Origin of the sequence: Streptomyces pseudovenezuelae (assembly GCF_001513955.1) — a bacterium.
Taxonomy (GTDB): Bacteria; Actinomycetota; Actinomycetes; order Streptomycetales; family Streptomycetaceae; genus Streptomyces; species Streptomyces pseudovenezuelae.
The window spans coordinates 443,872-466,200 of sequence record NZ_KQ948147.1; the positions used below are offsets into that span (position 1 = coordinate 443,872).

Genomic DNA, 22,329 nt, shown 5'->3' on the forward strand with positions numbered 1-22,329 from the left:
CGACAACGAAGCGGAATCAGTGGGTGACGGTGAGCGATCCGGACAGGGAGGTGGTCCGGTTTTCGCCAGGTGGCTCCGGAACGGCCTCAGTCGGTCTCCGGCAGTGCCCTCCTGAGGACCGCGTCCACGTCCGCGGCGTCGGGCAGCGTGCCGAAGGCGTGCCCCCAGTCGCCGCCGAGCCGGGTCGCGCAGAACGCGTCGGCGACGGCCGGCGGGGCATGCCGGACGAGGAGCGAGGCCTGGAGCGTCAGGGCCATGTGCTCCACCAGTCGCCGGGCGCCCGCCTCGGTCGCCGTGGCCAACAGGCCCTTGAGGTGGCCGACGGCCGCGTCCAGACGGGCGTCCGCGCCCTCGGCCAGGGCGAGTTCGCCGAACAGCGCCTGCGCGGTGTCCGGATCGCGGCGCAACGCCCGCAGGACGTCGAGGGTGTTGACGTTGCCGGAGCCCTCCCAGATCGACAGCAGGGGCGCCTCCCGGTAGTGCCGGGGCATGCCCGAGTCCTCGACGTAGCCGTTGCCGCCGAGACACTCCAGGGCCTCCGCGGTGAAGGCCGGACCGCGCTTGGTGACCCAGTACTTGCCGACCGCGGTGGCGATACGGCGGAACGCCTGCTCGCCGCCGTCCCCGCGCACCGCCCGGTCGGCGGCGCCCGCCAGCCGTAGCGTGAGGGTGGTGGCGGCCTCGGACTCCAGCGCCAGATCGGCCAGGACGTTGCGCATCAGCGGCTGGTCGATCAGGCGGGCGCCGAACGCGCTGCGGTGCCGGGCGTGGTGTCCCGCCTCGACGAGGGTCCTGCGCATCAGGGTCGCCGACATCATCACGCAGTCCAGCCGCGTGCAGTTGACCATCTCGATGATGGTCTTGACGCCCTGTCCCTCGGGCCCGACCAGCCAGGCGACCGTCCCGTCGAACTCGGGCTCGGAGGAGGCGTTCGACCGGTTGCCGAGCTTGTCCTTGAGGCGCTGGATGCGGAAGGTGTTGCGGCTGCCGTCCGGCAGGATCCGCGGGACGAGGAAGCACGACAGCCCGCCGGGCGCCTGGGCCAGCACCAGGAACACATCGCACATCGGCGCCGACGTGAACCACTTGTGCCCGCGCAGCGTGTACATCCCGGACTCCGCGGTGGGCGTGGCCGTGGTGGTGTTCGTGCGGACGTCGGAGCCGCCCTGCTTCTCGGTCATGCCCATGCCCGCGAGCAGACCGCGCTTCTCGGTCGGCACCCTGAGCTCCGGCTCGTACTCACGGCCGGTCAGCAGGGGCTCGTACACCTTCGCCAGCTCCGGCTCCTTGCGCAGCGCCGGGATCGCCGCGTACGTCATCGACGTGGGGCAGCCGTGGCCCGCGTCCGTGTGTCCCCACACCAGGCCGCCCGCCGTGCGGGCCACATGGGCGCCGGTACGGTTCTCCGCCCACGGCGTGCCGGCCAGGCCCTCGGCGACGGCGGTCCGCATGAGGTGGTGCCAGCTCGGGTGGAAGTCGACCTCGTCGACCCGGTTGCCGTACCGGTCGTGCGTGCGCAGCACGGGCTCGTGCCGGTTGGCCTGATCCGCCCACTCCTGGGCCTCGGCGCTGCCGGCCCGCAGACCGAGCCGCCGCAGGCCCTCCTCCGCCCAGTCGGCGCCCTCGCGGCGCAGCCCCTCCAGCAGGGCGGTGTCGTCCGAGGCGTCGTACGGGGCCAGGGGAGGCGGCTGGTTGGTGACGGCGTGGGTGGCGGCCTGTTCGGGCGCGGCGAGGGAGTCCATGGCATCAATGTTGCACTTCTCCTGCGGCCGTAGCAATAGTGCAACAGAGAGGGGGTCGTACAGTACGTGACCATGCGCAGGAACGTGTCGGAGCAGCCCGGTGAGGTCGACCTGCGGCCGCTGTCCGCCCGGTCGGTCGTGCTGAGCCTGCTGCTCGGCGCGCATCCGCCGCAGATGCCGGTGAAGGACCTGGTCCGCGCGGTGGAGCCGTTCGGGGTCGGCGGCTCCACGCTGCGTGCCGCGCTCAGCCGGATGGTGAGCGCCGGTGACCTGCGGCGCGCCGAGGGTGTCTACGGTCTCAGCGACCGGCTGCTCGCCCGTCAGCGCCGTCAGGACGACTCCGTTCACCCCCGCACGCGCGCGTGGAACGGTGACTGGGAGATGGTCGTGATCACCGCGACGGGCCGTGGACCGGCCGAACGCGCCGAACTGCGCGCGCGGCTGACCGCCCTGCGGCTGGCCGAACTCCGCGAGGGCGTCTGGCTGCGCCCCGCCAACCTGCTCCGACCCCTCCCGGACGACCTCGACGGGATCGCACAGCACTACACGGCCCGTCCCGCGGGTTCCGGACCCGAGCTCGCCGCCGCCCTGTGGCCCCTGGAGCACTGGGCGGCCGACTCACGGGCACTGCTCGCCCATGTCGCCCGCGCGGACCGGCCCGCGGACCGGCTCACCGGCTTCGCGGCGGTCGTACGCCGGCTGCTGACCGATCCGGTGCTGCCGCCCGAGCTCCTGCCGCCCGGCTGGCCCGGCACCGCACTGCGCTCGGCGTACGCGGCCTACCAGGGCGAGCTGGCGGACACGGTCCCGCAGGACCGCGTCCGCACATGACACGGCGGCCGTGCGAAGCGCCGTGCGGGGACGCTTCGAACGGCCGCCTTCACCTGCCGGGCGGCTACCTGTAGGTGATGTCGGAGGTGGCGTACTTGCAGTAAGTGCTGTCCGGTCCGGAACCGTTGGTGGTCGGCTCCTTGCCCGTGTTGTTCCCGATGTACTTCTGGCACGGGACGATCTTCTTGCCGGAGTCCCCGACGATCGTGATCTTCTTCAGGGTGGCGCTGTCGCCGTAGTTGGTGTTGATGCCGACGAGCTTGTTGCCGGAGTAGGTCGCCTCGATGGTGTTGAGGTTGATCGTCCGCTTGTACTGCGTCGAGCAGTTGCCGCAGGAACGGACGAAGGTGCCGAAGTTCTGCACCGCGAAGTTCGAGACGTTGAGCGTGCCGGCGCCGTTGAACTGGAACACCTTGTCGCTGGCCGACCGCGCGCCACCGCCGGAGACGGTGTACACGTTCGACGACGAGGAGCCGCGGAAGGTCGCCGCGTCCTCGCCGACGTCCTCCCACCACACGTTCTGGAGCGTGCAACTGCCCGCGCAGTGGATGCCGTCGGCAGCCGGGGCGCCGATGATGACGTTCTTCAGGACGGTGCCGGCGGCCAGGTTCAGGATCGGTCCCTGGTCCTCGTCCTGGCTGTCGCTGCCCAGGTCTCCCGAGCCGTACAGGCGCTTCATCCCGTAGTCCTTGGTGCCCGACAGCTGGATGGTCGAGGAGACCGCCTGGCTGCCGTTGGCGGTCGGCCAGGTGGCCGCGCTCGCCGTCGGTGCGTTCAAGGTCATGATCATGCCAACCGAGAGGCCGAGAGCGGCCGCGGCGCCGGTCAGTGCGCGGGTACGCGCGCGTGGACGTGCCGAAGAAGTCATGTCCCGAGTCCTTCTTCCTTGTTGGGGGGAGGTCAGAGCTTTCCGGTGCCCGCGCCGCCGGTCACCGAGGCGACGACGGAGGAGGCGGGCTCGGCGGTGTAGCCGTACGGAGCGGTGGTGAACGTGCCGACCTGGGAGACCTCGGTGGCGGCTCCGCCGAGGTCGTTGCCGCGCAGGTTGGCGTATCCGTCCACGTCACTGTTCCGGTTCGTGGTGACAGCGACTCCGGTGCTCCGGAAGACGTTGTTCTCCACGAGCATCTGGGCGCCCATGCGCGAGTGCACCGCGGTCTCGGCGCCGACGACGTAGTTGTCGTAGAAGTGCCCGGTGCCGAAACGCAGGCTGGGGATGCGCGAGTTGACGTTGTTGAACCAGTTGTGGTGGTACGTCAGCTTCAGATGACCGGTGTCCTGGCTCGCGTTGTTGTCGCTGTGGCCGACGAGCGAGCCCTTGAAGTGGTCCCTCAAGGTGTTCCAGGACACCGTGACGTTGTCCGAGCCGTGGTTGATGTCCAGCAGACCGTCGTAGTAGTCCTTGTCGTGATCGCGGTCCGCCGAGAAGGAGTTGTGGTCGATCCATACCTTTGTCGAGGCCTGCACCTCGATGCCGTCGGCGGGCGCGAGGGGCTTGCTGATGTTCAGGTTGCGGACCACGACGTTGGTGACCTTCTTCAGCCGCAGCCCGCCACCGGTGAAGCCGGACGACGAACCGACGCCCAGCACCGTGGTGTTGGAGCCGACATCGACCGTGCCGCTCAGCGAGATCAGGCCGTTGACCTTGACGACCTTCGCCGTGCTGCCGGTGACGGCCGTCTTGAAGGCGCCCAGGGTGGAGACGGTGACCGCGGAAGCGCTGCCGCCGCCGGTGGTGCCGGCGCCGAAACCGATGGGGGAGGTCTCGGCGGCCCCGGCCGGCTGCGGGACGGCCAGGGCGGCCGCCGTCGCGAGCGCGGCCGCACCGGCGGCCAGAGCGGATCTTTGCGCGTGTGTACGTGGGGGGCGAGTACGCATGCGGGTGCGTCCCTTCGTGGTGCCTGCATGGTGCCTGATCGGTCATGTACGTGATGGTTGTTCGCAAGCTTGAACGGCGTACGCAGTGCAGAGCAGCAATGCCCGGACCCGGTGAGGCGAGTCGGTCACATCGCTGAACGGAACGTAGGGGGTAAGCGCTTTCTGGTCAACGCTTTGCGCAGAAGACATTCGGCCACGCTGGTGGGGGAGGGGGCGGTGGGCGCGAGCGAATACTTTCGACGCGTGGGAGCGCTTCCATGGCGGCCATGTGCATGCCACCATGCTCGCCGGACGCTTCCCTTCCGAGAGGTCCACCAGAACTTCCGAGGGGGTGGGCAGGTGCCGACTCCATCCATGCGTACGGTCGTCGGCGGCCCGGTGCTCACCCTGCTGATCCTTCCGAGAGAGAGGGGCAAGGACGTGTCCATCACTCCGAGGAGGCCGCTGGGTTCGGTGCCGGCGGTCCTGCTGTCGTTACTCGTGGCGGTGCTCTTCGCCGCCGCCCCCACCGCATCCGCCCGCACGGAGGCCGTCCCCACGGCGACCCTCACCGAGGTCACCGATTTCGGTACGAATCCCAGCAATCTCCAGATGTACCTGTATGTGCCGGGCAACGTCACCGCGCACCCGGCGGTCGTCGTCGCCGTCCACTACTGCACCGGCTCGGGACCGGCCATGTACAACGGCACCGAGTGGGCCCGACTGGCCGACACCTACGGGTTCGTGGTGGTCTACCCCTCGGTGACCCGGTCCAGCAAGTGCTTCGACGTGTCCTCGCCGCAGGCGCTGAAGCGGGGCGGCGGCAGTGACCCCGTGGGCATCAAGTCGATGATCGACTGGACGGTGCGCACCTATTCCGCCGACACCGCCAGGATCTACGCCACCGGCATCTCCTCCGGCGCGATGATGACGAACGTCCTGCTCGGCGACTACCCGGACGTGTTCGCGGCGGGCGCGGCGTTCTCCGGCGTCCCCTTCGGCTGCTTCGCCACGACCGACGGCTCCGAGTGGAACAGCGCCTGCTCGGGCGGCACCGTCACGCACACCCCGCAGCAGTGGGGCGACCTGGTCCGCGCCGCCTACCCCGGCTACACCGGTACCCGGCCGCGCATGCAGGTGTGGCACGGCACCACCGACGACGTGCTGCGCTACCCCAACTTCGGCGAGGAGATCAAGCAGTGGACGAACGTCCTCGGCGTCAGCCAGACGCCGGCCGCCACGGACACGCCCGTCTCCGGCTGGACCCGCACCCGCTACGGCGCCACGGGTGACCGGGCCCCCGTCGAGGCGATCAGCCTCCAGGGCGTCGGCCACAATCTCTACACCACGGGAATGGCCGCCCGCGCCCTCACCTTCTTCGGCCTCGACGGCTCGGGCCCGGCACCCCAGCCCCAGCCGGGCGCCTGCAAGGTGACCGCCACGACCAACGCCTGGAGCACCGGGCTGACGGCGTCCCTGACGATCACCAACACCGGCACCACCGCGATCAACGGCTGGCAGCTGTCCTTCACCCTCCCCACCGGCCAGACCATCACCAACGGCTGGGGCGCCACGTACGCCCCGAGCTCCGGCGCGGTGACCGGGACGAACGCGACGTACAACGGCACGATCGCGCCGAACGCGAGTATCGGCATCGGCTACCAGGCGAACCACGCCGGGAACAGTGCCGCGCCGGGGTCCTTCACGCTCAACGGAAAGACCTGCACGGCGAGTTGACGGCTCACCGGCCGTCGCGGTCCTCCGGCGGGATGTTCCGGCGCAGTGCGCGGGCGTCCCGCCGGACGGCGTGCCAGGAGCGCAGCAGACCCCGCACCTGGTCGAGCAGTCCGGTGAGGGTGTACAGAAACACGGACACCACGCTTGCCGCGCCCAGGATGTCCAGGACGATCCGCGACTCCATGCTCGGGGCCTCCTCCGCGAGGGAGGGTGATCGAACCGAGCGCGAGCCGCAGGCGGGATGGCAGGTGTCTCAGGCCGACCACCCGGTACATACGGTGATCAACTGAGGCCCTGCCGGCGTGCAGGCCGCGTGTGAAGTTGTCGCGATTGACGCACCGCCGATCGCTCGGCGGACGCGCCCGAAAGGGACGCCGGACCCATTCCCGTCGCAGTCGGCGAACCGACCGTGCGCAGAGGAGCCTACTTCCCACGCCCCCTGCGCCGAAGGTCCTTTGCCGAAACGGCGTCAGACCGACCGGTGGTACTGGTCCGGCACATGCACGTCCCCGCCCAGCTCGCGCGCCGCATGCCGCGCCCAGGACGGGTTCCGCAGCAGCTCACGACCCAGCAGCACCGCGTCCGCCTCGCCGTTGGCGAGGATCTTCTCGGCCTGTTCGGTCTCCGTGATGAGGCCGACCGCGGCGACCGGGAGGGTGGTCTCCGCCTTGACGCGGGCGGCGAATGGGACCTGGTAGCCGGGGCCGACCGGGATGCGGACGCCCGAGGCGTTGCCGCCGGTGGAGACGTCCAGGAGGTCGATGCCGTGGGCCCGCAGATCGCGGGCGAAGCGGACGGTGTCGTCCGCGGTCCAGCCGCCCTCCTCCAGCCAGTCCGTCGCCGAGATGCGGAAGAAGAGGGGCTTGTCGTCGGGCCAGACCTCGCGCACCGCGTCGACGACCTCCAGTGCGAAGCGGGTGCGGTTCTCGTACGAGCCGCCGTACGCGTCGGTGCGCTGATTGCTGTGCGGGGAGAGGAAGTTGCCGATCAGATAGCCGTGGGCACCGTGGATCTCGGCGACTTCGAAACCGGCGGCGAGGGCGCGACGGGCCGCGTCCGCGAACTGGTCGACGACCTCGCTGATCTGATCGGCCGTCAGCTCGGCCGGTACCGGGTGGTTCTCGTCGTACGCCAGCGCGCTCGGGCCAAGCGGCTGCCAGCCCCGCGCGTCCGGGGAGAGCGGTGCGCCGCCCTTCCAGGGCTGGTCGGTGGAGGCCTTGCGGCCGGCGTGGGCGAGCTGGATTCCCGGGACCGTGCCCTGGGAGACCAGGAAGCGGGTGATGCGGCGGAACGCCTCGACCTGGGTGTCGTTCCAGATGCCGAGGTCGTAGGGGGTGATACGACCCTCCGGGCTGACGCCGGTGGCCTCGACGACGATCAGGCCCGCGCCGCCGGCCGCGCGGGCCGCGTAGTGCGCGAAGTGCCAGTCGTTCGGGGCGCCGGCGTCGGGACCTTCCGGAGCGGCCGAGTACTGGCACATCGGCGGCATCCACACCCGGTTCGGGATCGTCACGTCGCGAAGGGTGAAGGGCTCGAAGAGGGCGCTCACGGCGGGCTCCATTCGTCACGGGGGACCGGTGGTGGTCGACTCGTACGATAGGCATCGTAGTACGTTGGATGTCAAACTACGAGAGGTCTCGTACAATGGGTGCTCCGGGCCGGTCCCCGCGTCCGGAAAGCCCCGGGAGGACCGGGCAAGTCCTCGGGACACCCGGAGAAGTGGAGCCGTCGTGACCTCTCCCGCCGTCAGCAGTCGTGCCCTTCCGCATCCGGAGCGCGGCGAGATCAGGCTGGAGGGCATCCTGCACGCGCTCTCCGATCCGATGCGCCTGCGGATCGTGCGAGAGCTCGCCGCGGTCAGCGACGAGCTCTCCTGTTCGCACTTCGATCTGCCCGTCACCAAGTCGACGACCACCCACCACTTCCGGGTGCTGCGCGAGAGCGGAGTGATCCGGCAGATCTACCGGGGCACCGCCAAGATGAACGGCCTGCGCCGGGACGACCTAGACGATCTCTTCCCGGGACTGCTCGACACCCTCCTCGACGCCGCCGCCCGCCAGGCCGTCCGGGTCGGGAGCGGCTGAACCGGCCTTCGCCGGAAGGTGGTTGAAGAGCAGGTTCAGCACGATCGCCGTGAGGCAGCCCGCGCTGATGCCGCTGTTCATCACCGTCTGGAACCAGTCGGGGAACTTTTCGTAGATCGTCGGCACGCCGACCGGCAGCACGCCCATGGCCACCGAGACGGCCACCACCGTCAGGTTGTCGTTGCCCTTGAAGTCCACCTGGGCGAGGGTCCTCAGGCCGCTCGCCGCGACCGTCCCGAACATGACCAGGCCCGCCCCGCCCAGCACCGGCGCGGGTATCGCCGCGACGAGCGCGCCCAGTTTGGGCAGCAGGCCCAGCAGGACCAGGATGCCGCCGGCCGTGGCGACGACCCAGCGGCTGCGTACCCGGGTCATGCCGACGAGACCGACGTTCTGCGCGTAGGCCGTGTAGGGGAAGGTGTTGAAGACGCCGCCGAGCACGGTCGACAGGCCGTCCGCGCGCAGGCCGTCCGCGAGGGATCGCGGTTCGACCTTGCGGTCCGTCATCTCGCCGACCGCGATCAGGTCACCGGTCGTCTCCGTCATCGTCACCAGCGCCACCACCAGCATCGACACGATCGCCGAGAACTCGAAGGTCGGCGCCCCGAAGTGGAACGGCGTGCTGATCCCGACCCAGTCCGCGTCCCCGACCCCGTCGAAGTCCGTGAACCCGAAGGGCACGGCAACCGCCAGGCCCACCGCGATGCCGATCAGTACGGCGATCCGGCTCAGGAACGCGGGCGCGAACCGCTGGAGCCCCAGCACCACCGCCAGGACGAAGACGGCCAGTGCGATGTTCTTCGGTGCGCCGAAGTCCGCCGATCCGGCGCCGCCCGCCACCCAGTTGCCCGCGACCGGCAGCAGGGAGATACCGATGATGAGGATCACCGTGCCCGTGACCAGCGGCGGGAAGAAGCGCAGCAGCCTGCCGAAGACCGGGGCGAGCAGCATGATCGCGAGGCCCGCGACGATCACCGAGCCGTAGATCGCCGGGAGTCCGCCGCCCGTGGTGCCGATCAGGACCATCGGGGACACGGCCGCGAAGGTGCAGCCCTGCATGATCGGCAGCCGTACGCCGAAGCGCCAGAAGCCGACGCACTGGATGAGGGTGGCGATGCCGCACACCAGGAGGTCGGCGGTGATCAGATACGCCAGGTCCGCCGGTGACAGCTTCATCGCACCGCCGACGATCAGCGGGACGGCCACGGCGCCCGCGTACATGGCGAGCACGTGTTGGAGGCCGAAGACGGCGAGCCCGCGTACCGGGGGCACTTCGTCCACGGGGTGCACTGGAGTGGTTTGAGCCATGTCCGAGACCGTAAGGGTGTTGAACAGTTTGTTGATTTCGGGGGTGTTGCCGGTTCGTTGCCCGGTGCGGGTCAGCGCGCGACGGCCGCTCGGGTCTTCTTCCTCCTAGCGGACCTGTCCGTTCACCGCGTTCATCAGGGAACGCCAGTCCGGGAGCTTCACCACACCCCGGCCCAGGGACTTGCCGAGCTCCGCTTCCGCCCGCTCTATCGCGCACCAGCCCGCCCACTCCACGGGTTCGACGCCCGCTGCCCGCAGGGCGACGAGCGGGTCCTCGCGCAGGTCTTTGTGTACGAGCGTGGGGGCGTCCGCAAGGAGCGAGCCGACCGTCTCCTTGGCGTCCGGGCGGTTGGTGCCGATCACGCCGGTCGGGCCGCGTTTGATCCAGCCGGCCACGTACTCTCCCGGGACGGCTGAACCGGCGTGCAGCACACGGCCGTCGACATGGGGCACCGTGCCGCTCTCCGGGTCGAACGGCAGCCCCTCCACGGGCATTCCGCGATAGCCCACCGAGCGCAGCACCAACTGGGCCTCGATGTCCTCGAACTCACCGGTGCCGCGCACTCCGCCGCGCCCGTCCGGCACCGTCCGCTCGAAGCGGACCGCGCCCACGCGGCCTTTGTCGGCGAGGAGTTCGACGGGGCGCAGGAAGAACCGCAACGAGATCCGGTGGGCGGACTGCCGAGGCTCCGCGGCCGCCCAGCCCCGCAGCACCTCCACGTTCCGGCGCTGCGGCGCGGCCAGGGCGGAGGGGTCGAGGCAGGCCGGGTCCCGGGCCAACTCCTCCTGGCGCACGGCCACTTCGGTGTCCGGAAGCGAACCCAGCTCGCGGAGCTCCTTGGTGGTGAACCGGGCCTGGGAAGGGCCCCGCCGGCCCACCATGTGAACTTCCGTCACCCGGCTGGCCGCCAGCGCGGTGAGTGCCGGATGCGGGATGTCGGTCGGGCTGAGCTCGCTCACCCCGCGCGCCAGCATCCGCGCCACGTCGACGGCGACGTTGCCCACACCGATGACGACCGCGGACCGGGCGCCGGCCACGAAACCGTCGGCCGCGGAGTCGGGATGCGCGCTGTACCAGGACACGAACTCCGTCGCCGACCAGCTGCCCGGCAGCTCCTCGCCGGGGATCCCCAGATGCCGGTCGGTGGCGGCGCCCACGCAGTACACGACGGCGTGGTACAGCTCGCGCAACCGCGCGGCCGGCACCCCGCCGGGCCCGATCCCGACACCGCCGAGGAACCGCACCCGCTCGTGCTCCAGGATCGTCCGCAGGGTGGTCTGGAGCGACTTGATCTTCTCGTGGTCCGGTGCCACCCCGTAGCGCACCAGGCCGTAGGGGCAGGGCAGCCGGTCCAGGACGTCGACGAGCACATCGGGGTCCTGCTGGACGAGGCTCTGGGCGGTGTAGCACCCGCTGGGCCCGGAGCCGACCACGGCGACACGCAGCACGGCGGAACTCCTTACGGGAGGAGTCGCTGACACCACCAGGATCGCACCGCCGGTGCTGCTCTGACAGGGTGCCGGAGGGACCTGGGCGTGCGTGTCCGTTCGTATGGAATGTGATCATGCGGTTACGTTGCGTGTGTGCTAGAAGCATCCTTTCTTAATCTTTCTGATCGTTGTCCGACGGACGGCAGCGTGTCCGTGTGGCCCGCGTGGGAAGTGCGGGAGGACGCCGGCGCGATGGCGTGGTTCCACGTCCGGCTGGTCTTCTCCGACGGCGCCCGGGTCGACGCGCTCGCCGTGGTGGCCCGGGACGGTGTCTGCCTGGAGGACGTACGCGCGATGCCCGCCCTGTCGCTGGATGACCTGGGCGTGCTCGCGGACTGGATCGAGGGGCCGCTCTTCGCCGCGTGCGGGAGGGAGCCCGAGCGGGCGGCCGGGGCGGACGGCGAGGCCGGACCGCGTCGTGCGCGCCCGGCCTGGCCGCGCGGCCTGGAGGGGCGGTGGCTGGTCGCGCAGGAGTACCAGGCCGCCCAGGAGGACGGTGTCGACCCGGTCCTCGCCGTGATGTGCGCGACCGGGCACAGCCGCCGCAGGTCGCTCCGGCTCATCGCGCAGGCGCGCGACGCCGGCTTCCTGACACCTCGTCACGCACGGCGCTGAACGGACCGGTCGGGGGCGCCCGACCTCAACGGCCCGTTCAGAGCATGTTCCGCATGCGGTTGATCTCGCTCGTCTGCTGGGCCACCACGTCGTCCGCCATCTCCTCGATCCGGATGTTGTTGCCCTGCCCCTTCACATCCGTCGCCATGGTGATCGCCCCCTCGTGGTGGGTGATCATCAGGGTGAGGAAGAGCTCGTCGAAGGCCTTCCCCTTCGCCGCGCGCAACTTCTCCAACTGAGCCTCGGTCGCCATGCCCGGCATCCTGGCGTGCGCGTGGGCGTCGCTCTTCTCGGACTGGCCGTACTCCTTCAGCCAGGCCCTCATCGCGTCGATCTCCGGCCCCTGGGCGGCCGAGATCCGTTCGGCGAGCGCCTTGAGCTTCACCGACTCGGCGCGCTGCGGGGCCAGTTCGGTCAGTTCTAGGGCCTGGGCGTGGTGCGCGATCATCATCCGCGCGTACGAGACGTCGGCCGAGTTGGGAGTGTCGTCGTCGGCCCGCTGGTCCTGCGCGTCCTGCGCGGACAGGGTGCGGTTCGCCTCACCGGGCTTGCCGGGCGCCAGTACCGAAGGGCCGGTCGCCGAGGCGGACTTGGGGTCGGCGCCGGAGTCGCAGCCCGCGAGGGTCAGTGCGGTCAGTGCGGCCAGGGCGGCCGCCGCGTACGGCGCGCGGCGGAAAAGCACAGTGGTCACCATGGTCCCCTCATGACGATTTCGTTGCCCCCTGTTGATCTGTGCATGGTGAAGACGATACTGCGGTGACGCGTGAACCGTTCCCATGAACGGCACAGGGAGGAAAACAGTGATCCTGTTGCAAGAGTCCCGAACCCGCCACAGACGCCTGGGAGTTGCCGCGGCAGCCGCCGGTCTCCTGGCCGCGCTGCTGACCGCAGGACCCGCCGTCGCGACCCCCGACCCCGGGGACGGCCCGACGACGGGCAAGGGCGTCTCCAAGAGCACCGAGGCCGAGGTGAAGGCGGCGATCGCCGACGGCGAGATACCCGGCCAGGACGAGATCGTCCACTCCGGCAACATCGAGCACCTCGTCAACATCCCCAAGGACGCACTGCCCGGCACCAATTCGGACCTGGCCTTCCAGGGCAGGTACGCCTTCGCCGGGAACTACGACGGCTTCCGTGTCTTCGACATCAGCAACCCGAAGGCCCCGAAGACGATCGCCCAGGTGCTCTGCCCGGGCTCGCAGAACGACATCTCCGTCTCCGGCAATCTGCTGTTCCTGTCCACCGACTCCTCGCGCAGCGACAGCAGTTGCAGCAGCACCACCCAGCCCGCGACCGAGAAGTCGTCGTGGGAGGGCATGAAGGTCTTCGACATCAGCGACAAGAGGAACCCGAAGTACGTCGCCGCCGTGGAGACCGCCTGCGGCTCGCACACCCACACGCTGGTCCCCGAGCGCAGGAACGTGTACATCTACGTCTCCTCGTACTCACCGAGCGCCACCTACCCCGACTGCCAGCCGCCGCACGACGGCATCTCCGTGATCAAGGTGCCGCGCAACGCCCCCGAGAAGGCGGCGGTCGTCGGCTTCCCGGTGCTCTTCCCCGGCGAGGGCCCCGACGGCGGCGGCAACCCCGGTTCGCCCACCAACCCGGGCGTCTCCAAGACCACCGGCTGCCACGACATCACGGTGCTCCCCGACAAGGACCTGGCGGCCGGCGCCTGCATGGGCGACGGCATCCTGTTCTCCGTCAAGGACCCGGAGAACCCGAAGGTCATCGACCGGGTGCAGGACAACGTGAACTTCGCGTTCTGGCACTCGGCGACCTTCAACCAGAAGGCGAACAAGGTCGTCTTCACCGACGAGCTGGGCGGCGGCGGCGCGGCCACCTGCAACGCGGCGATCGGCCCGAACCGTGGCGCCGACGGCATCTACGACATCGTCGGCAAGGGCGACCAGCGCAAGCTGGTCTTCCGCAGCTACTACAAGATCCCTCGCTACCAGGCCGACACTGAGAACTGCGTCGCCCACAACGGCTCGCTGATCCCGGTCAAGGGCAAGGACCTCATGGTCCAGGCGTGGTACCAGGGAGGCGTGTCCGTCTGGGACTTCACCGACTCGTCGAAGCCCCGGGAGATCGCCTACTTCGAGCGCGGGCCGCTCAACACGAGCACCATGCAGACCGGCGGGGCCTGGTCGGCGTACTACTACAACGGCTACATCTACTCCAACGACATCGCCAAGGGCTTCGACGTCCTGAAGCTCAGCGACAAGCGGACGGACCCGGCCAGGAAGGTGCGGCTCGGCGAGCTCAACGTCCAGACGCAGCCGGACTACTTCGACTGATCCCCGGCCTCCGGGCTCGTCTCGAAGAACCGCGACAGATCCCTGTCGCACGTCCCGTCGGGTGCCTCGGTGCCCGGCGGGACGCCCTGCTCCCAGTCGAGCCGGTAGCGGGTGAACAACTCGGCGCGCAGGGTCGCGATCGGCATCGGGACGTTCGGTACGACCATCGCGTAGACCGCGCCCATGAGCTGCGAGCGCAGCATCGGGTAGTCGGTCTCGACCGTCTGCGAACCGTGCCGTTCCATCGTGTCCCGCAGCAGTTCGGCCAGGCGCTGCTGCTCCGGGCACTGCACGAAGCCCTCGGTGTCGAGCAGTCCCGCCATGTGCTGGCGCATCAGCACCGTCCGGTCCCGGGCCAGGCCCAGCACCGCGTCGATGGCACGGGCCATCCGCTCCCGGCCGTCCTCGGTGCACGGCTCGCGCTCCAGTGCCTCTTCCAGCGTGCGGTGCATGAGCCGGTGCACCGCGGACTGCACGAGCTGGCGCTTGCCGGGGAAGTAGTACGACACCAGACCGCGCGCCGATCCGGCCCGGTCCGCGATGTCGCCGAGGGTGGTGGCCTCGTACCCGCGCTCGGAGACCAGTTCGATCGCCGCCTGCAGGAGCCGCTCCCGGGAACGGCGGCGCAACTCTTCGTTGACCGAGGCGCTGCGCGGGGACATGCTGTAACTCCTGCGTTGACTGGCTATCAGCCAACTATACTCAGTGCGTCCGGACCGGCTCGTAAAAGGCCTGGTCGGGGCTGCCGCCTGCTCTGGGCGACGCGGGGGATCGTCCAGGGTGGGCGAGCATACGCCCCAATGGTGTCCTCAGGCGACCTTCCCGGCGGGGTGACCACCCCGTTTTCGGCCAGTTTCCCGAGGTCGATTTCGACCGGGGTCGCGGGCCTCAGTCCACCAGGTCGAGGACGGCGCGCAGTGCGTCGGGGCGCTGGTCCGCCGGCAGGTGATCCACGAAGTGCACCGCGCAGCCCAGGGTCGCCGCACCGCCGTCCGCCCGCCGGTCGTCGCCGACCATCAGAACGTCCCGGGGCTCGACACCGAGCGTCGTGCAGGCGGTCTTGAACAGCCGTGGGTCCGGCTTCTGGACACCGTGTTCGTACGACAGCACATACGCGTCGACGTACGGATCGAGTCCGTGTGCGCGGAAGACCGGGCGCAGGTCCCAGCCGATGTTGCTGACCACACCCACCTTCGTCCCGCGCTCGCGAAGTGCGCGCAGCACCTCGGCGGCATCGGGATACGGCTGCCAGGCGGCGGGGAGCATGTGCCGGTCGTAGAGCGCGTCGTGCAGGGCGGGATCCGGCAGCGTGACCAGCCGGGAGAGCCCGGTGTACGCGGCCCGGTGCAGTTCGGCGCTCTCGTCCCGGACGTCCCACACGGCGGCCGGCCCGTCCGGCATCGGCACCCGCGGCGCCACCCCACCGGGCAGCGCCCCCACGTGCTCCAGCTCCCGCGCGAGTCGCGTCACCTCGTCCTCGGCGAGGGGGAGTCCCGCCTGGTCGAGGGCGGCCCTCAGCCAGGAGTCGGTGGACTCGATCCGGAAGAGGGTTCCCGAGAAGTCGAACAGGACGGCGGTCATGCGGTGATCCTACGAGCCGGCGATCCGCCCCGGGGCAGTGCGGTACCGCGGAACACGCGGACGAAAGCCGCCGCGCGCACGATCGACCGCTCCCCGCACCCGTCGCAGAACCGGAACGCCACCTGGTGGGTGAACCGGCCGGAATGCTCGACGCGGGCCCGGTCCGGCCCTGCTCGGGCCGTCAGTCACGGCCGGTGTCGCTGGTGGACCGTCACCGCCAGCGTCACCAGCATCGCGCCCATCAGCCAGCCGCCGAGCACGTCGGAGGGCCAGTGGACGCCGAGCCAGATGCGGGTGAGGCCGACACCCACCACAGAGATCACGCCGACAACCAGCGCCGTGCGCCACACGGCGCGGCCGACGCCGTAGTGGTGGAGGAGCCACAGGAGGAGGCCGCACACGACCGTGGCCGTCAGCGCGTGGCCCGACGGGTAGGCCGCGAAGTGCGCGGTGTCGACGGGGTCGGGCCAGACAGGGCGTTCGCGGCCGACCGCGGCCTTCAGGACCTGCTGGACCAGTGTGCCCAGCGCACAGGTGGCCACCAGCCATACGGCGGCCCAGCGGGCGTTGCGGCGCCACACCAGCCAGACCGCCGCGCCCGCTGCCAGGACGCGCATCGCCCAGGGGTCCCAGACCCAGTCGGTGAGGATGCGGAAGGCGTGCGTGAGCCCTGGTTCGTCGACCGCCCAGCGGTGGGTGGTGTCGGCGATGTCGCCGTCCACGGTGAGCAGTGGATGCCACTCGACCACGACCAGGACGAGCAGCAGCGCCGAGCACAGGGCGAGGACACCGGTCGCGCGGGCTGCGGTCCGGTGCTCCGGCGGGCGGGGCGGGGAGTCGACGGACGGGGTGTGCATGCTGCGATCCTCGCCGACCGGTGTGGTGGGAGGCGAATCCCGGGCGCGGGTGGGCCGGACCGGCCGATGTCCGGGCCCGCGATCATGTCCGGTTGTTCGCCGTGGGGGGTGTGGTCATGCCGGGTTCCCTGTTTTCCACGGGTCCATGCCCGTCCGCCCGGTGCCGTCTTGATCGTCGGCAGGGGGGCGAAGGGCCCCGGACCGGGTACGGAAAGGGAGTTCGGCCGCCGAAGCCCAGCCCGGCCCAGCCCGGCCCGAAACCTGGCCGCGGCCAAGCCGCACGAGCCGCCGCAGCCGCAGCCGCGCGCGTCAGACCGTCGGAGCGTCAGAGCGTCAGCAGCATGGTCACCATCGCGATGCCCATCGACAACCGGCACGCGCGCGCGAGTTCGGGACGGTCGCCCCAGCCGACGGTGCCGCCACCGGCGGTCACCGGCATCAGCACCGGTATCAGGCGGACGCCGGACAGCAGGACGTACCCCGCGAAGTAGAGGAGGAGCGCGCCCGTCACCGCGGGGACTCCCGTACCGCCGTGGTGTCCGGGGGAGGCCGCCATGACCACCGCCATGTAGACCATGGCCCCCGCCCCCACCAGGTGGTGCAGATGACGGGTGCTGGTGCGCGCCGCCCACAGCGCGCGCACCGCGGCCGCGCCGAACACCGCCGTATAGAGCGGCCAGGCCCACGACGGGGGTGTGAACACCGCGGCCGGTACGGCCATCGCGGCCATGCCGAAGCCCATCAGCGCCTCGCCGCCCGCGGCCCGGCGCTGCTCCTCGACGCTACTGCGCATCCGCAGCAGGCAGTACGCCCCGGTCGCCGCGCAGAGCGCCACCAGCAGCCAGCCGGACGAAGCCGGTCCGTGCACGCCAACCTCCCCCGCTCGACGTCGGTCAAGGAATGCCCGGGCCATGCGGCGCGCAATCGAGCGCAAGGGTGTACGCGGGGAGCGTGCGGCGGAGCACGGCAGGTCAGGGTGATGATCCTCACCTCGTTTACAGGTAAAACACTTGCTAAGGTATTACCTCATGGGCAGTGCGACCCCCCACCCCGGCACTCCGCGCGTACGCCGCCTTCCGCTGGCCGGCGTGCTGCGCCTCGGCCGGCCCTCGGACATCTGGTTCAAGCCCGCCCTGAGCGTGGTGGTCGCGGTCGCCCCGCCCAACCTGACCCTGCTGGCCCTCGGCCGGCTCGACCTGGCGATGTACACCATGGCCGGATCCCTATGCGCGCTGTACGCCCACAACCGGCCCTACGCAGCCCGTGCCCGCACCCTGGCCTGGGTGGTGCTCGGCATGGTCGCCGGCCTCGGCGCGGGTCTGGTCGCCGCCTCGCTCACCGGCAGCGCGGTCGTGCTGGTCACCGTCGGCGCACTGGTGGCCGCCGTGCAGAAGACGCTCTGCGACGCGACCCGGATCGGCCCGCCGGGGCATGTGGTCCTCACCTTCATCAGCTCCGCCTCCCTGTTCGCCCCGCAGACCCTCGCCCAGGTCCCCGGCCACCTCGCCCTGGCCCTCGCGACGGGCGCCTGGGCCTGGCTGGTGGGGATGGCACCGGGCCTGTTCCGGCCGCACGGTCCGGAGCGACGCGCCACCGCCCGCGCCCTGGACGCGGCCGCCGCGTACGCGAAGAACCCGCACCCCCAGTCGAGCGGAACCGCCCACACCGCCGTGCAGGCCGCCTGGCAGACCCTCCTGTCGGCCGGAGCCCGCTCCGAGACCCGGCGTGCCCTCGAACGCCTCGTCGTCCGCGCCGAGGTCGCCCTCGCCGCCCCCGCCGACGCCGACCCGGACCGCCTGCGCACCTGGGCCCGCGCACTGCGCGGCACCGCACCGGTCCCGCAGGCCGCGGACGACGACGAACTCCTCGGCGTGGAGATCGAGCTCGCCGCCCCCGCCCACCCGGTGTGGCGCATGCTCGCCCCGATCGCCGTACGCACCGCCCTGGGCTGCGCCCTCGCCGGTTACGCCTCCCTCGCGCTCGGCGTCGGCCGCCCCTACTGGGCCCTGGTCACCGCGGCCTCCCTCTACCAGGCCAACGTCACCCTCACCTGGAGCCGGGGCGTCCAGCGGGTCGTCGGCAACCTTGTCGGGGTGCTGGTGTTCGCCGCCGTCGTCCCGCTCGCCCACCTCGGGCCCGCCGCGCTCGTCCTGTGCTGCCTCGCCTTCAACTTCGGCGCCGAGGCGCTGATCGCCCGCAACTACTGGCTGGGCAGTATCTGCGTGACCCCGATGGCCCTGCTCATCACCGAGTTCGCCGGATACCAGGAGCCCGGCCGGCTGATCACCGAGCGGGTCATGGACACCCTCGTCGGGGCGCTGGTGGGATTCGTGGCCGCCGTAGCGGTCACCAACCGGCGCGCGGGCGACCGTGTCGAGCAGTCACTGGCCGCACTGGAACACGCCCGCGAACACACCGCCCGGCTCCTGGCCGAGCCGCACCCCGCACCCGGCGCGCTGGACACCGCCCGCCGTGCCCTCGCCGCCGCCCTGGTCGATCTGCGTGCCACTGTCGAGGCCGCGTCAGGCGAATGGTGGCCGCGCGCCCTGCCCCAGGAGAGGGTCGTGCGCGCCGAGCAGGCCGGACACCGTACGCTCGCCGCGACGACCCGGCACCACAGAACGGAGGGCGTACGTCCATGACGGCACCGAACGGACGACCGGCGGACCCGACGAGAAACGACACCGTCGCCGCGGTCGTCCGGCAGTGGCAGACCGTCCACCCCGGGCTCGACACCGGTCCCATGGAGATCATCGGCCGCGTCAACCGCTGTGCCGCCCTCCTCCAGCAGGCCGAGGACGCCCCCCTGCGCCGCGCCGGGCTGAGCCGTCCCGAGTTCGACCTGCTCGGCGCGCTGCGCCGCACCGGTCACGAACTCACCCCCGGCGACCTGGCCCGCGAGACCTTCTCCTCAGGGGCCGCCGTCACCAAGCGGCTCAAGCAGCTCACCGAGCGGGGCCTGGTGGAGCGCCGGGGCGACACCCGCGACCGCCGTGTCGCCCACGTCCGGCTCACCGACGCCGGCCGCGACCTGGTCGACGGCATCCTGCCCGAGCAGCTGGAGTACGAGACAGCCGTACTGTCCGTCCTGACCCCCGAGGCGCGGGACGAACTCGCCGCCAGGCTGGGAGAACTGCTCGGCCGGCTGGAGGGCACCCTGGGCGTGCTGCGCACCTGACAGCTGCGACCTGCGGTTTCGGAAGTTTCGAAGCCCGTTGCCTGTTGACGCGGTCCACCCGCGCTTCCTACGTTCGTCCAGGTCGGTGCGGATCATCGACGGTCGTACGGAATGTCGAACGAAGGATGGATGCCGTGGCAGCCGAAGGCCCCGCCCGCGAGAAGCTCACCATCGACCTCGGCACCGGGACCGGCCCCTTCCACGGAGGAGCGAGCGGCACGCTCTACGGCCTGTACGGCGACGGTGTGCCCAGCCGCGCCGTGGTCGAGGGCATGTACCCCCGGACGGTGACGACCAAGGCCCAGGACGGCACCCAGCATCCCGGCGGTGACGCCCTGGAGATCCTGCCGCCGTTCGTCGCGGCCGGCGGCAGGGACGTCTACGTCTATCTGACCGACTTCTACCGGGGGTTCCCGTACGAGTGGCCGGGCGCCACCGGCGAGGAGCGGCTCGCCGGGCACCTGGACGTGATCCGCCGCCAGGTCGAACACGGCCTGAACCTGGGGGAGTTGAGGTCGCACATCGTGTACGTGCCGTTCAACGAGCCCGAGGGCAACATGTTCGGCGAGGGGGAGTGGAGCTACGACGGGGTGTCCTGGCGGACCGCGCCGGACCACTACTTCGCCGCCTGGGAGGCCGCCCACCGCCTCATCAAGGACCTCGACCCGGACGCCCGCGTGGCCGGACCCAACACCTGCGTCCTGTACCCCGAGGTCAGGGACTTCCTGGAGTTCGCGAAGTCGCACGACGTCCTGCCCGACATCGTCACCTGGCACGAGCTGTCCTCGCCCGCCGAGGTCCGCACCAATATCGCCAAGTACCGTGCACTGGAACGGGAGTTGGGCATCGGCCCACTTCCGGTCAACATCAACGAGTACGCGCACAACTACCACGTCTCCGTCCCCGGCCAGATGATCCAGTGGATCGCCGCGATCGAGGAGTCGAAGGTCGACGCCGACCTCGCCTACTGGAACATCGCCGGAAACCTCAACGACTCGGCGGTGGAGGCGAACAGGGCCAACGGCCAGTGGTGGCTGTACAACGCCTACGGACAGCTGACCGGGCACACCGTCCGGGTCCTCGCCCCGCACCCCAACGTGCAGTACACGCTCCAGGGCGTCGCCACCCTCGACCGGGAGAAGCGCCAGGCCAGGGCACTATTCGGGGGTGCGGGCGGTAGGGCGGACATCGTGTTCGAGAGCGTGGACGCGGAGGTGTTCGGTGACGTGGTCCACGTGCGTCTCGTGGAGATTCCCTGGACCGGACAACTGGGCTCCAGCGCCCAGCCGTTGCGCCTGCTGGACCAGGAACTCCCGGTCCACGAGGGCAAAGTGACGTTGAGCCTCGCCGACCTGGACGCGATGTCCGCCTACCAGGCGATCCTGTCGCCGGGGGGCAACGGGGCCGTGTCCCTGCCTCCCGCGGTGCGCTGGAGGCGGACGTACGAGGCCGAGGACGCCGGCTACACGGGCGGCGGTCACTCGAAGAACGGGCCCGAGGGGTCGCCGTCCGCCGTCGACCGGTTCGCCACCTCCGGCGGCTACCACGTGGGCGGACTGCGCACCGGCTCGGACGGCGTGCTCGCCTTCGACGTCGAGGTCCCGGAGGACGGGAGCTACGACCTGGTCGTCTTCGCCAACTCCCACAATCTCGCCGACCTGGTGCGGGAGCAGGGCCCCACCAACGTCTTCCTGCGCGTCGACGGCGAGGACCCGCGCGAACTGCGGCTGCCGCTCGGCTACAAGTGGGCGGTGTGGGGCCACACCGACACCCGGGTGGAGCTGACCGCGGGCCGTCACCGGATCACCCTCGCGGCCCAGGACCCCGACCTCGGGGTCACCAAGGGGGACGCGGTCGTCGACAAGCTGGACGTCGTGCTGCGGGACGGGGACGACATCGCGCTCTACGACGCCGAGTTCGCGGACCTCGGCGGCGGGGCCCGGGTCAGCCACGCGCACCGCGGCGCCTCGGGACCCGGAGTGACCGTGCTCCCGCGGGGCGGCACCGTCACCTTCTGGGCGTACGCGGCCGACGACGGCGAGGCCTGCGTGACCGTCGACGTGCTCGGGCCCGGAGAGGGCGTGCTGAGCGTCAACGGCGAGGAGACCGGGCGCGTCGAGCGCGGCGCCGTACCGCTCTTCCTCGCCGGAGGCATCAACAAGATCACGGTCACCGGGACCTCGGACCGGCTGATCGTGGACCGGCTCCGCGTCGCCCCCTCGCGCGGCCTGCTGCCCACGACCGTGTACGCCGCCGAGGAAGGCGTCCTGACCGGCGCGGCGACGGTGACCGGGTACCCGTACGCCACCGGCGGCAAGGCGGTCGACGGCGTCGGTGCCGGGCCCGCGAACGCGCTCACCCTCACGGTCACGGCGGACCGCGCCGGACGCCACGCGCTGACGATCCGCTACTCCAACGGCGAGCAGCCCCCGTCCACCCACTACAACCCGGACCCGGTCTGCCGCCACGCCGACATCTCCGTCAACGGCGCCCCCGCCCGTCGCGTCCTGTTCCCCACCACCTTCCACTTCAACAACTTCTGGAACCTGTCCCTGCCGGTCACCCTGCGCCCGGGCCTCAACACGCTCACCTTCACCGCCGACGAACTCCCCGACTTCGCCGGCGACACCAAGAACGAGTTCGGGCAGCGCTCCGCCCACGCCCCCGTCATCGACCAGGTCACGGTGACACCGCTCGCACCGGGGGATGCCCCGGCCTGACCCCGGGGGCGTCTGCGCTGATTCG

Annotated in this window: 20 protein-coding genes; 8 read left to right on the top strand and 12 right to left on the bottom strand. The window is 70.8% G+C overall.

The features are described from left to right. Window positions 1–86 precede the first annotated feature (86 nt). Window positions 87–1,742 (bottom strand): acyl-CoA dehydrogenase family protein, encoded by a 1,656-nt coding sequence (locus AQI94_RS18315; RefSeq protein ID WP_031044847.1) that lies wholly within the window; start codon window positions 1,740–1,742, stop codon window positions 87–89. Between the two features lie 72 nt (window positions 1,743–1,814). Here AQI94_RS18315 and AQI94_RS18320 point away from each other — a divergent pair, with 72 nt between their 5' ends. Next, entirely contained in the window at window positions 1,815–2,573 is a 759-nt protein-coding gene (locus AQI94_RS18320) for a PaaX family transcriptional regulator C-terminal domain-containing protein (RefSeq protein WP_031044845.1), read from the top strand. Window positions 2,574–2,637: 64 nt separating this feature from the next. On the opposite strand, the gene AQI94_RS18325 is transcribed toward AQI94_RS18320, so the two are convergent. After that, window positions 2,638–3,441, bottom strand: coding sequence for a pectate lyase (locus tag AQI94_RS18325; RefSeq protein ID WP_031044841.1), 804 nt, complete (start codon window positions 3,439–3,441; stop codon window positions 2,638–2,640). A 32-nt stretch (window positions 3,442–3,473) separates the two neighbouring features. Next, a complete protein-coding gene (locus AQI94_RS18330; protein WP_031044837.1) occupies window positions 3,474–4,451 on the bottom strand; it encodes a pectate lyase family protein in 978 nt (325 codons plus the stop codon). Window positions 4,452–4,904: 453 nt separating this feature from the next. On the opposite strand from AQI94_RS18330, the gene AQI94_RS18335 reads away from it, so the two are divergent. Beyond that, window positions 4,905–6,167 carry an extracellular catalytic domain type 1 short-chain-length polyhydroxyalkanoate depolymerase gene (locus AQI94_RS18335; protein WP_199814321.1) on the top strand — a complete coding sequence of 421 codons (1,263 nt, stop codon included), beginning with the start codon at window positions 4,905–4,907 and terminating at the stop codon, window positions 6,165–6,167. 4 nt (window positions 6,168–6,171) lie between these two features. Here AQI94_RS18335 and AQI94_RS18340 read toward each other — a convergent pair whose 3' ends face one another. Both AQI94_RS18340 and AQI94_RS18345 read right to left on the bottom strand, forming a co-directional pair. Beyond that, window positions 6,172–6,351, bottom strand: coding sequence for a hypothetical protein (locus AQI94_RS18340; RefSeq protein ID WP_031044832.1), 180 nt, complete (start codon window positions 6,349–6,351; stop codon window positions 6,172–6,174). A gap of 285 nt (window positions 6,352–6,636) precedes the next feature. Continuing rightward, window positions 6,637–7,716, bottom strand: a complete 1,080-nt coding sequence (locus AQI94_RS18345) for an NADH:flavin oxidoreductase/NADH oxidase (RefSeq protein WP_031044829.1) — start codon at window positions 7,714–7,716, stop codon at window positions 6,637–6,639. Window positions 7,717–7,897: 181 nt separating this feature from the next. On the opposite strand from AQI94_RS18345, the gene AQI94_RS18350 reads away from it, so the two are divergent. Next, on the top strand, window positions 7,898–8,251 hold the full coding sequence (locus tag AQI94_RS18350; protein ID WP_031044827.1) for an ArsR/SmtB family transcription factor: 354 nt from the start codon (window positions 7,898–7,900) through the stop codon (window positions 8,249–8,251). Here the strand turns inward: AQI94_RS18350 and AQI94_RS18355 are convergent. Together AQI94_RS18355 and AQI94_RS18360 are read right to left on the bottom strand one after the other, a co-directional pair. Beyond that, window positions 8,171–9,559: a nucleobase:cation symporter-2 family protein gene (locus tag AQI94_RS18355; RefSeq protein WP_031044825.1), complete on the bottom strand. Its 1,389-nt coding sequence runs from the start codon at window positions 9,557–9,559 to the stop codon at window positions 8,171–8,173. The genes AQI94_RS18350 and AQI94_RS18355 overlap by 81 nt on opposite strands. 105 nt (window positions 9,560–9,664) lie before the next feature. Then, the gene (locus AQI94_RS18360) at window positions 9,665–11,008 is read right to left on the bottom strand and encodes an FAD-dependent oxidoreductase (protein ID WP_031044822.1); all 1,344 of its coding nucleotides are present in this window, start codon (window positions 11,006–11,008) and stop codon (window positions 9,665–9,667) included. Between the two features lie 189 nt (window positions 11,009–11,197). Here AQI94_RS18360 and AQI94_RS18365 point away from each other — a divergent pair, with 189 nt between their 5' ends. Next, complete coding sequence (locus AQI94_RS18365) at window positions 11,198–11,665, top strand: DUF6214 family protein (protein ID WP_031044817.1); 468 nt, start codon at window positions 11,198–11,200, stop codon at window positions 11,663–11,665. Window positions 11,666–11,702: 37 nt separating this feature from the next. Here AQI94_RS18365 and AQI94_RS18370 read toward each other — a convergent pair whose 3' ends face one another. Continuing rightward, a complete protein-coding gene (locus AQI94_RS18370) occupies window positions 11,703–12,359 on the bottom strand; it encodes a DUF305 domain-containing protein (protein WP_031044815.1) in 657 nt (218 codons plus the stop codon). A gap of 106 nt (window positions 12,360–12,465) precedes the next feature. Between AQI94_RS18370 and AQI94_RS18375 the strand changes: the two genes are divergently transcribed. After that, window positions 12,466–13,968 (top strand): LVIVD repeat-containing protein, encoded by a 1,503-nt coding sequence (locus AQI94_RS18375; RefSeq protein WP_031044812.1) that lies wholly within the window; start codon window positions 12,466–12,468, stop codon window positions 13,966–13,968. Here the strand turns inward: AQI94_RS18375 and AQI94_RS18380 are convergent. The 4 genes from AQI94_RS18380 to AQI94_RS18395 all read right to left on the bottom strand — a co-directional run bounded on the left by AQI94_RS18380 (window position 13,956) and on the right by AQI94_RS18395 (window position 17,274). Then, complete coding sequence (locus AQI94_RS18380) at window positions 13,956–14,630, bottom strand: TetR/AcrR family transcriptional regulator (protein ID WP_031044811.1); 675 nt, start codon at window positions 14,628–14,630, stop codon at window positions 13,956–13,958. The genes AQI94_RS18375 and AQI94_RS18380 overlap by 13 nt on opposite strands. Window positions 14,631–14,856: 226 nt before the next feature. Next, window positions 14,857–15,549, bottom strand: coding sequence for an HAD family hydrolase (locus tag AQI94_RS18385; RefSeq protein ID WP_031044810.1), 693 nt, complete (start codon window positions 15,547–15,549; stop codon window positions 14,857–14,859). A gap of 185 nt (window positions 15,550–15,734) precedes the next feature. Then, window positions 15,735–16,406, bottom strand: a complete 672-nt coding sequence (locus AQI94_RS18390) for a phosphatase PAP2 family protein (RefSeq protein ID WP_031044807.1) — start codon at window positions 16,404–16,406, stop codon at window positions 15,735–15,737. Between the two features lie 325 nt (window positions 16,407–16,731). Then, complete coding sequence (locus AQI94_RS18395; protein ID WP_031044806.1) at window positions 16,732–17,274, bottom strand: DUF5134 domain-containing protein; 543 nt, start codon at window positions 17,272–17,274, stop codon at window positions 16,732–16,734. Window positions 17,275–17,434: 160 nt separating this feature from the next. On the opposite strand from AQI94_RS18395, the gene AQI94_RS18400 reads away from it, so the two are divergent. The 3 genes from AQI94_RS18400 to AQI94_RS18410 all read left to right on the top strand — a co-directional run bounded on the left by AQI94_RS18400 (window position 17,435) and on the right by AQI94_RS18410 (window position 22,304). Next, window positions 17,435–19,048 (top strand): FUSC family protein, encoded by a 1,614-nt coding sequence (locus AQI94_RS18400; RefSeq protein WP_062229823.1) that lies wholly within the window; start codon window positions 17,435–17,437, stop codon window positions 19,046–19,048. Beyond that, window positions 19,045–19,584 carry a MarR family winged helix-turn-helix transcriptional regulator gene (locus tag AQI94_RS18405; RefSeq protein WP_031052133.1) on the top strand — a complete coding sequence of 180 codons (540 nt, stop codon included), beginning with the start codon at window positions 19,045–19,047 and terminating at the stop codon, window positions 19,582–19,584. Before AQI94_RS18400 ends, AQI94_RS18405 begins: the two co-directional genes overlap by 4 nt. Before the next feature lie 125 nt (window positions 19,585–19,709). Beyond that, on the top strand, window positions 19,710–22,304 hold the full coding sequence (locus AQI94_RS18410; RefSeq protein ID WP_031052136.1) for a cellulosome protein: 2,595 nt from the start codon (window positions 19,710–19,712) through the stop codon (window positions 22,302–22,304). The last annotated feature ends 25 nt before the right edge of the window (window positions 22,305–22,329 follow it).

Excerpts from the sequence above, each read along its gene's own strand:
- AQI94_RS18315 (WP_031044847.1), bottom strand. The coding sequence starts at position 1,742 with ATGGACTCCCTCGCCGCGCCCGAACAGGCCGCCACCCACGCCGTCACC.
- AQI94_RS18320 (WP_031044845.1), top strand. The coding sequence starts at position 1,815 with ATGCGCAGGAACGTGTCGGAGCAGCCCGGTGAGGTCGACCTGCGGCCG.
- AQI94_RS18410 (WP_031052136.1), top strand. The coding sequence starts at position 19,710 with ATGGATGCCGTGGCAGCCGAAGGCCCCGCCCGCGAGAAGCTCACCATC.
- AQI94_RS18400 (WP_062229823.1), top strand. The coding sequence starts at position 17,435 with ATGGGCAGTGCGACCCCCCACCCCGGCACTCCGCGCGTACGCCGCCTT.
- AQI94_RS18390 (WP_031044807.1), bottom strand. The coding sequence starts at position 16,406 with ATGCACACCCCGTCCGTCGACTCCCCGCCCCGCCCGCCGGAGCACCGG.
- AQI94_RS18380 (WP_031044811.1), bottom strand. The coding sequence starts at position 14,630 with ATGTCCCCGCGCAGCGCCTCGGTCAACGAAGAGTTGCGCCGCCGTTCC.
- AQI94_RS18330 (WP_031044837.1), bottom strand. The coding sequence starts at position 4,451 with ATGCGTACTCGCCCCCCACGTACACACGCGCAAAGATCCGCTCTGGCC.
- AQI94_RS18370 (WP_031044815.1), bottom strand. The coding sequence starts at position 12,359 with ATGGTGACCACTGTGCTTTTCCGCCGCGCGCCGTACGCGGCGGCCGCC.
- AQI94_RS18385 (WP_031044810.1), bottom strand. The coding sequence starts at position 15,549 with ATGACCGCCGTCCTGTTCGACTTCTCGGGAACCCTCTTCCGGATCGAG.
- AQI94_RS18405 (WP_031052133.1), top strand. The coding sequence starts at position 19,045 with ATGACGGCACCGAACGGACGACCGGCGGACCCGACGAGAAACGACACC.
- AQI94_RS18340 (WP_031044832.1), bottom strand. The coding sequence starts at position 6,351 with ATGGAGTCGCGGATCGTCCTGGACATCCTGGGCGCGGCAAGCGTGGTG.
- AQI94_RS18355 (WP_031044825.1), bottom strand. The coding sequence starts at position 9,559 with ATGGCTCAAACCACTCCAGTGCACCCCGTGGACGAAGTGCCCCCGGTA.
- AQI94_RS18325 (WP_031044841.1), bottom strand. The coding sequence starts at position 3,441 with ATGACTTCTTCGGCACGTCCACGCGCGCGTACCCGCGCACTGACCGGC.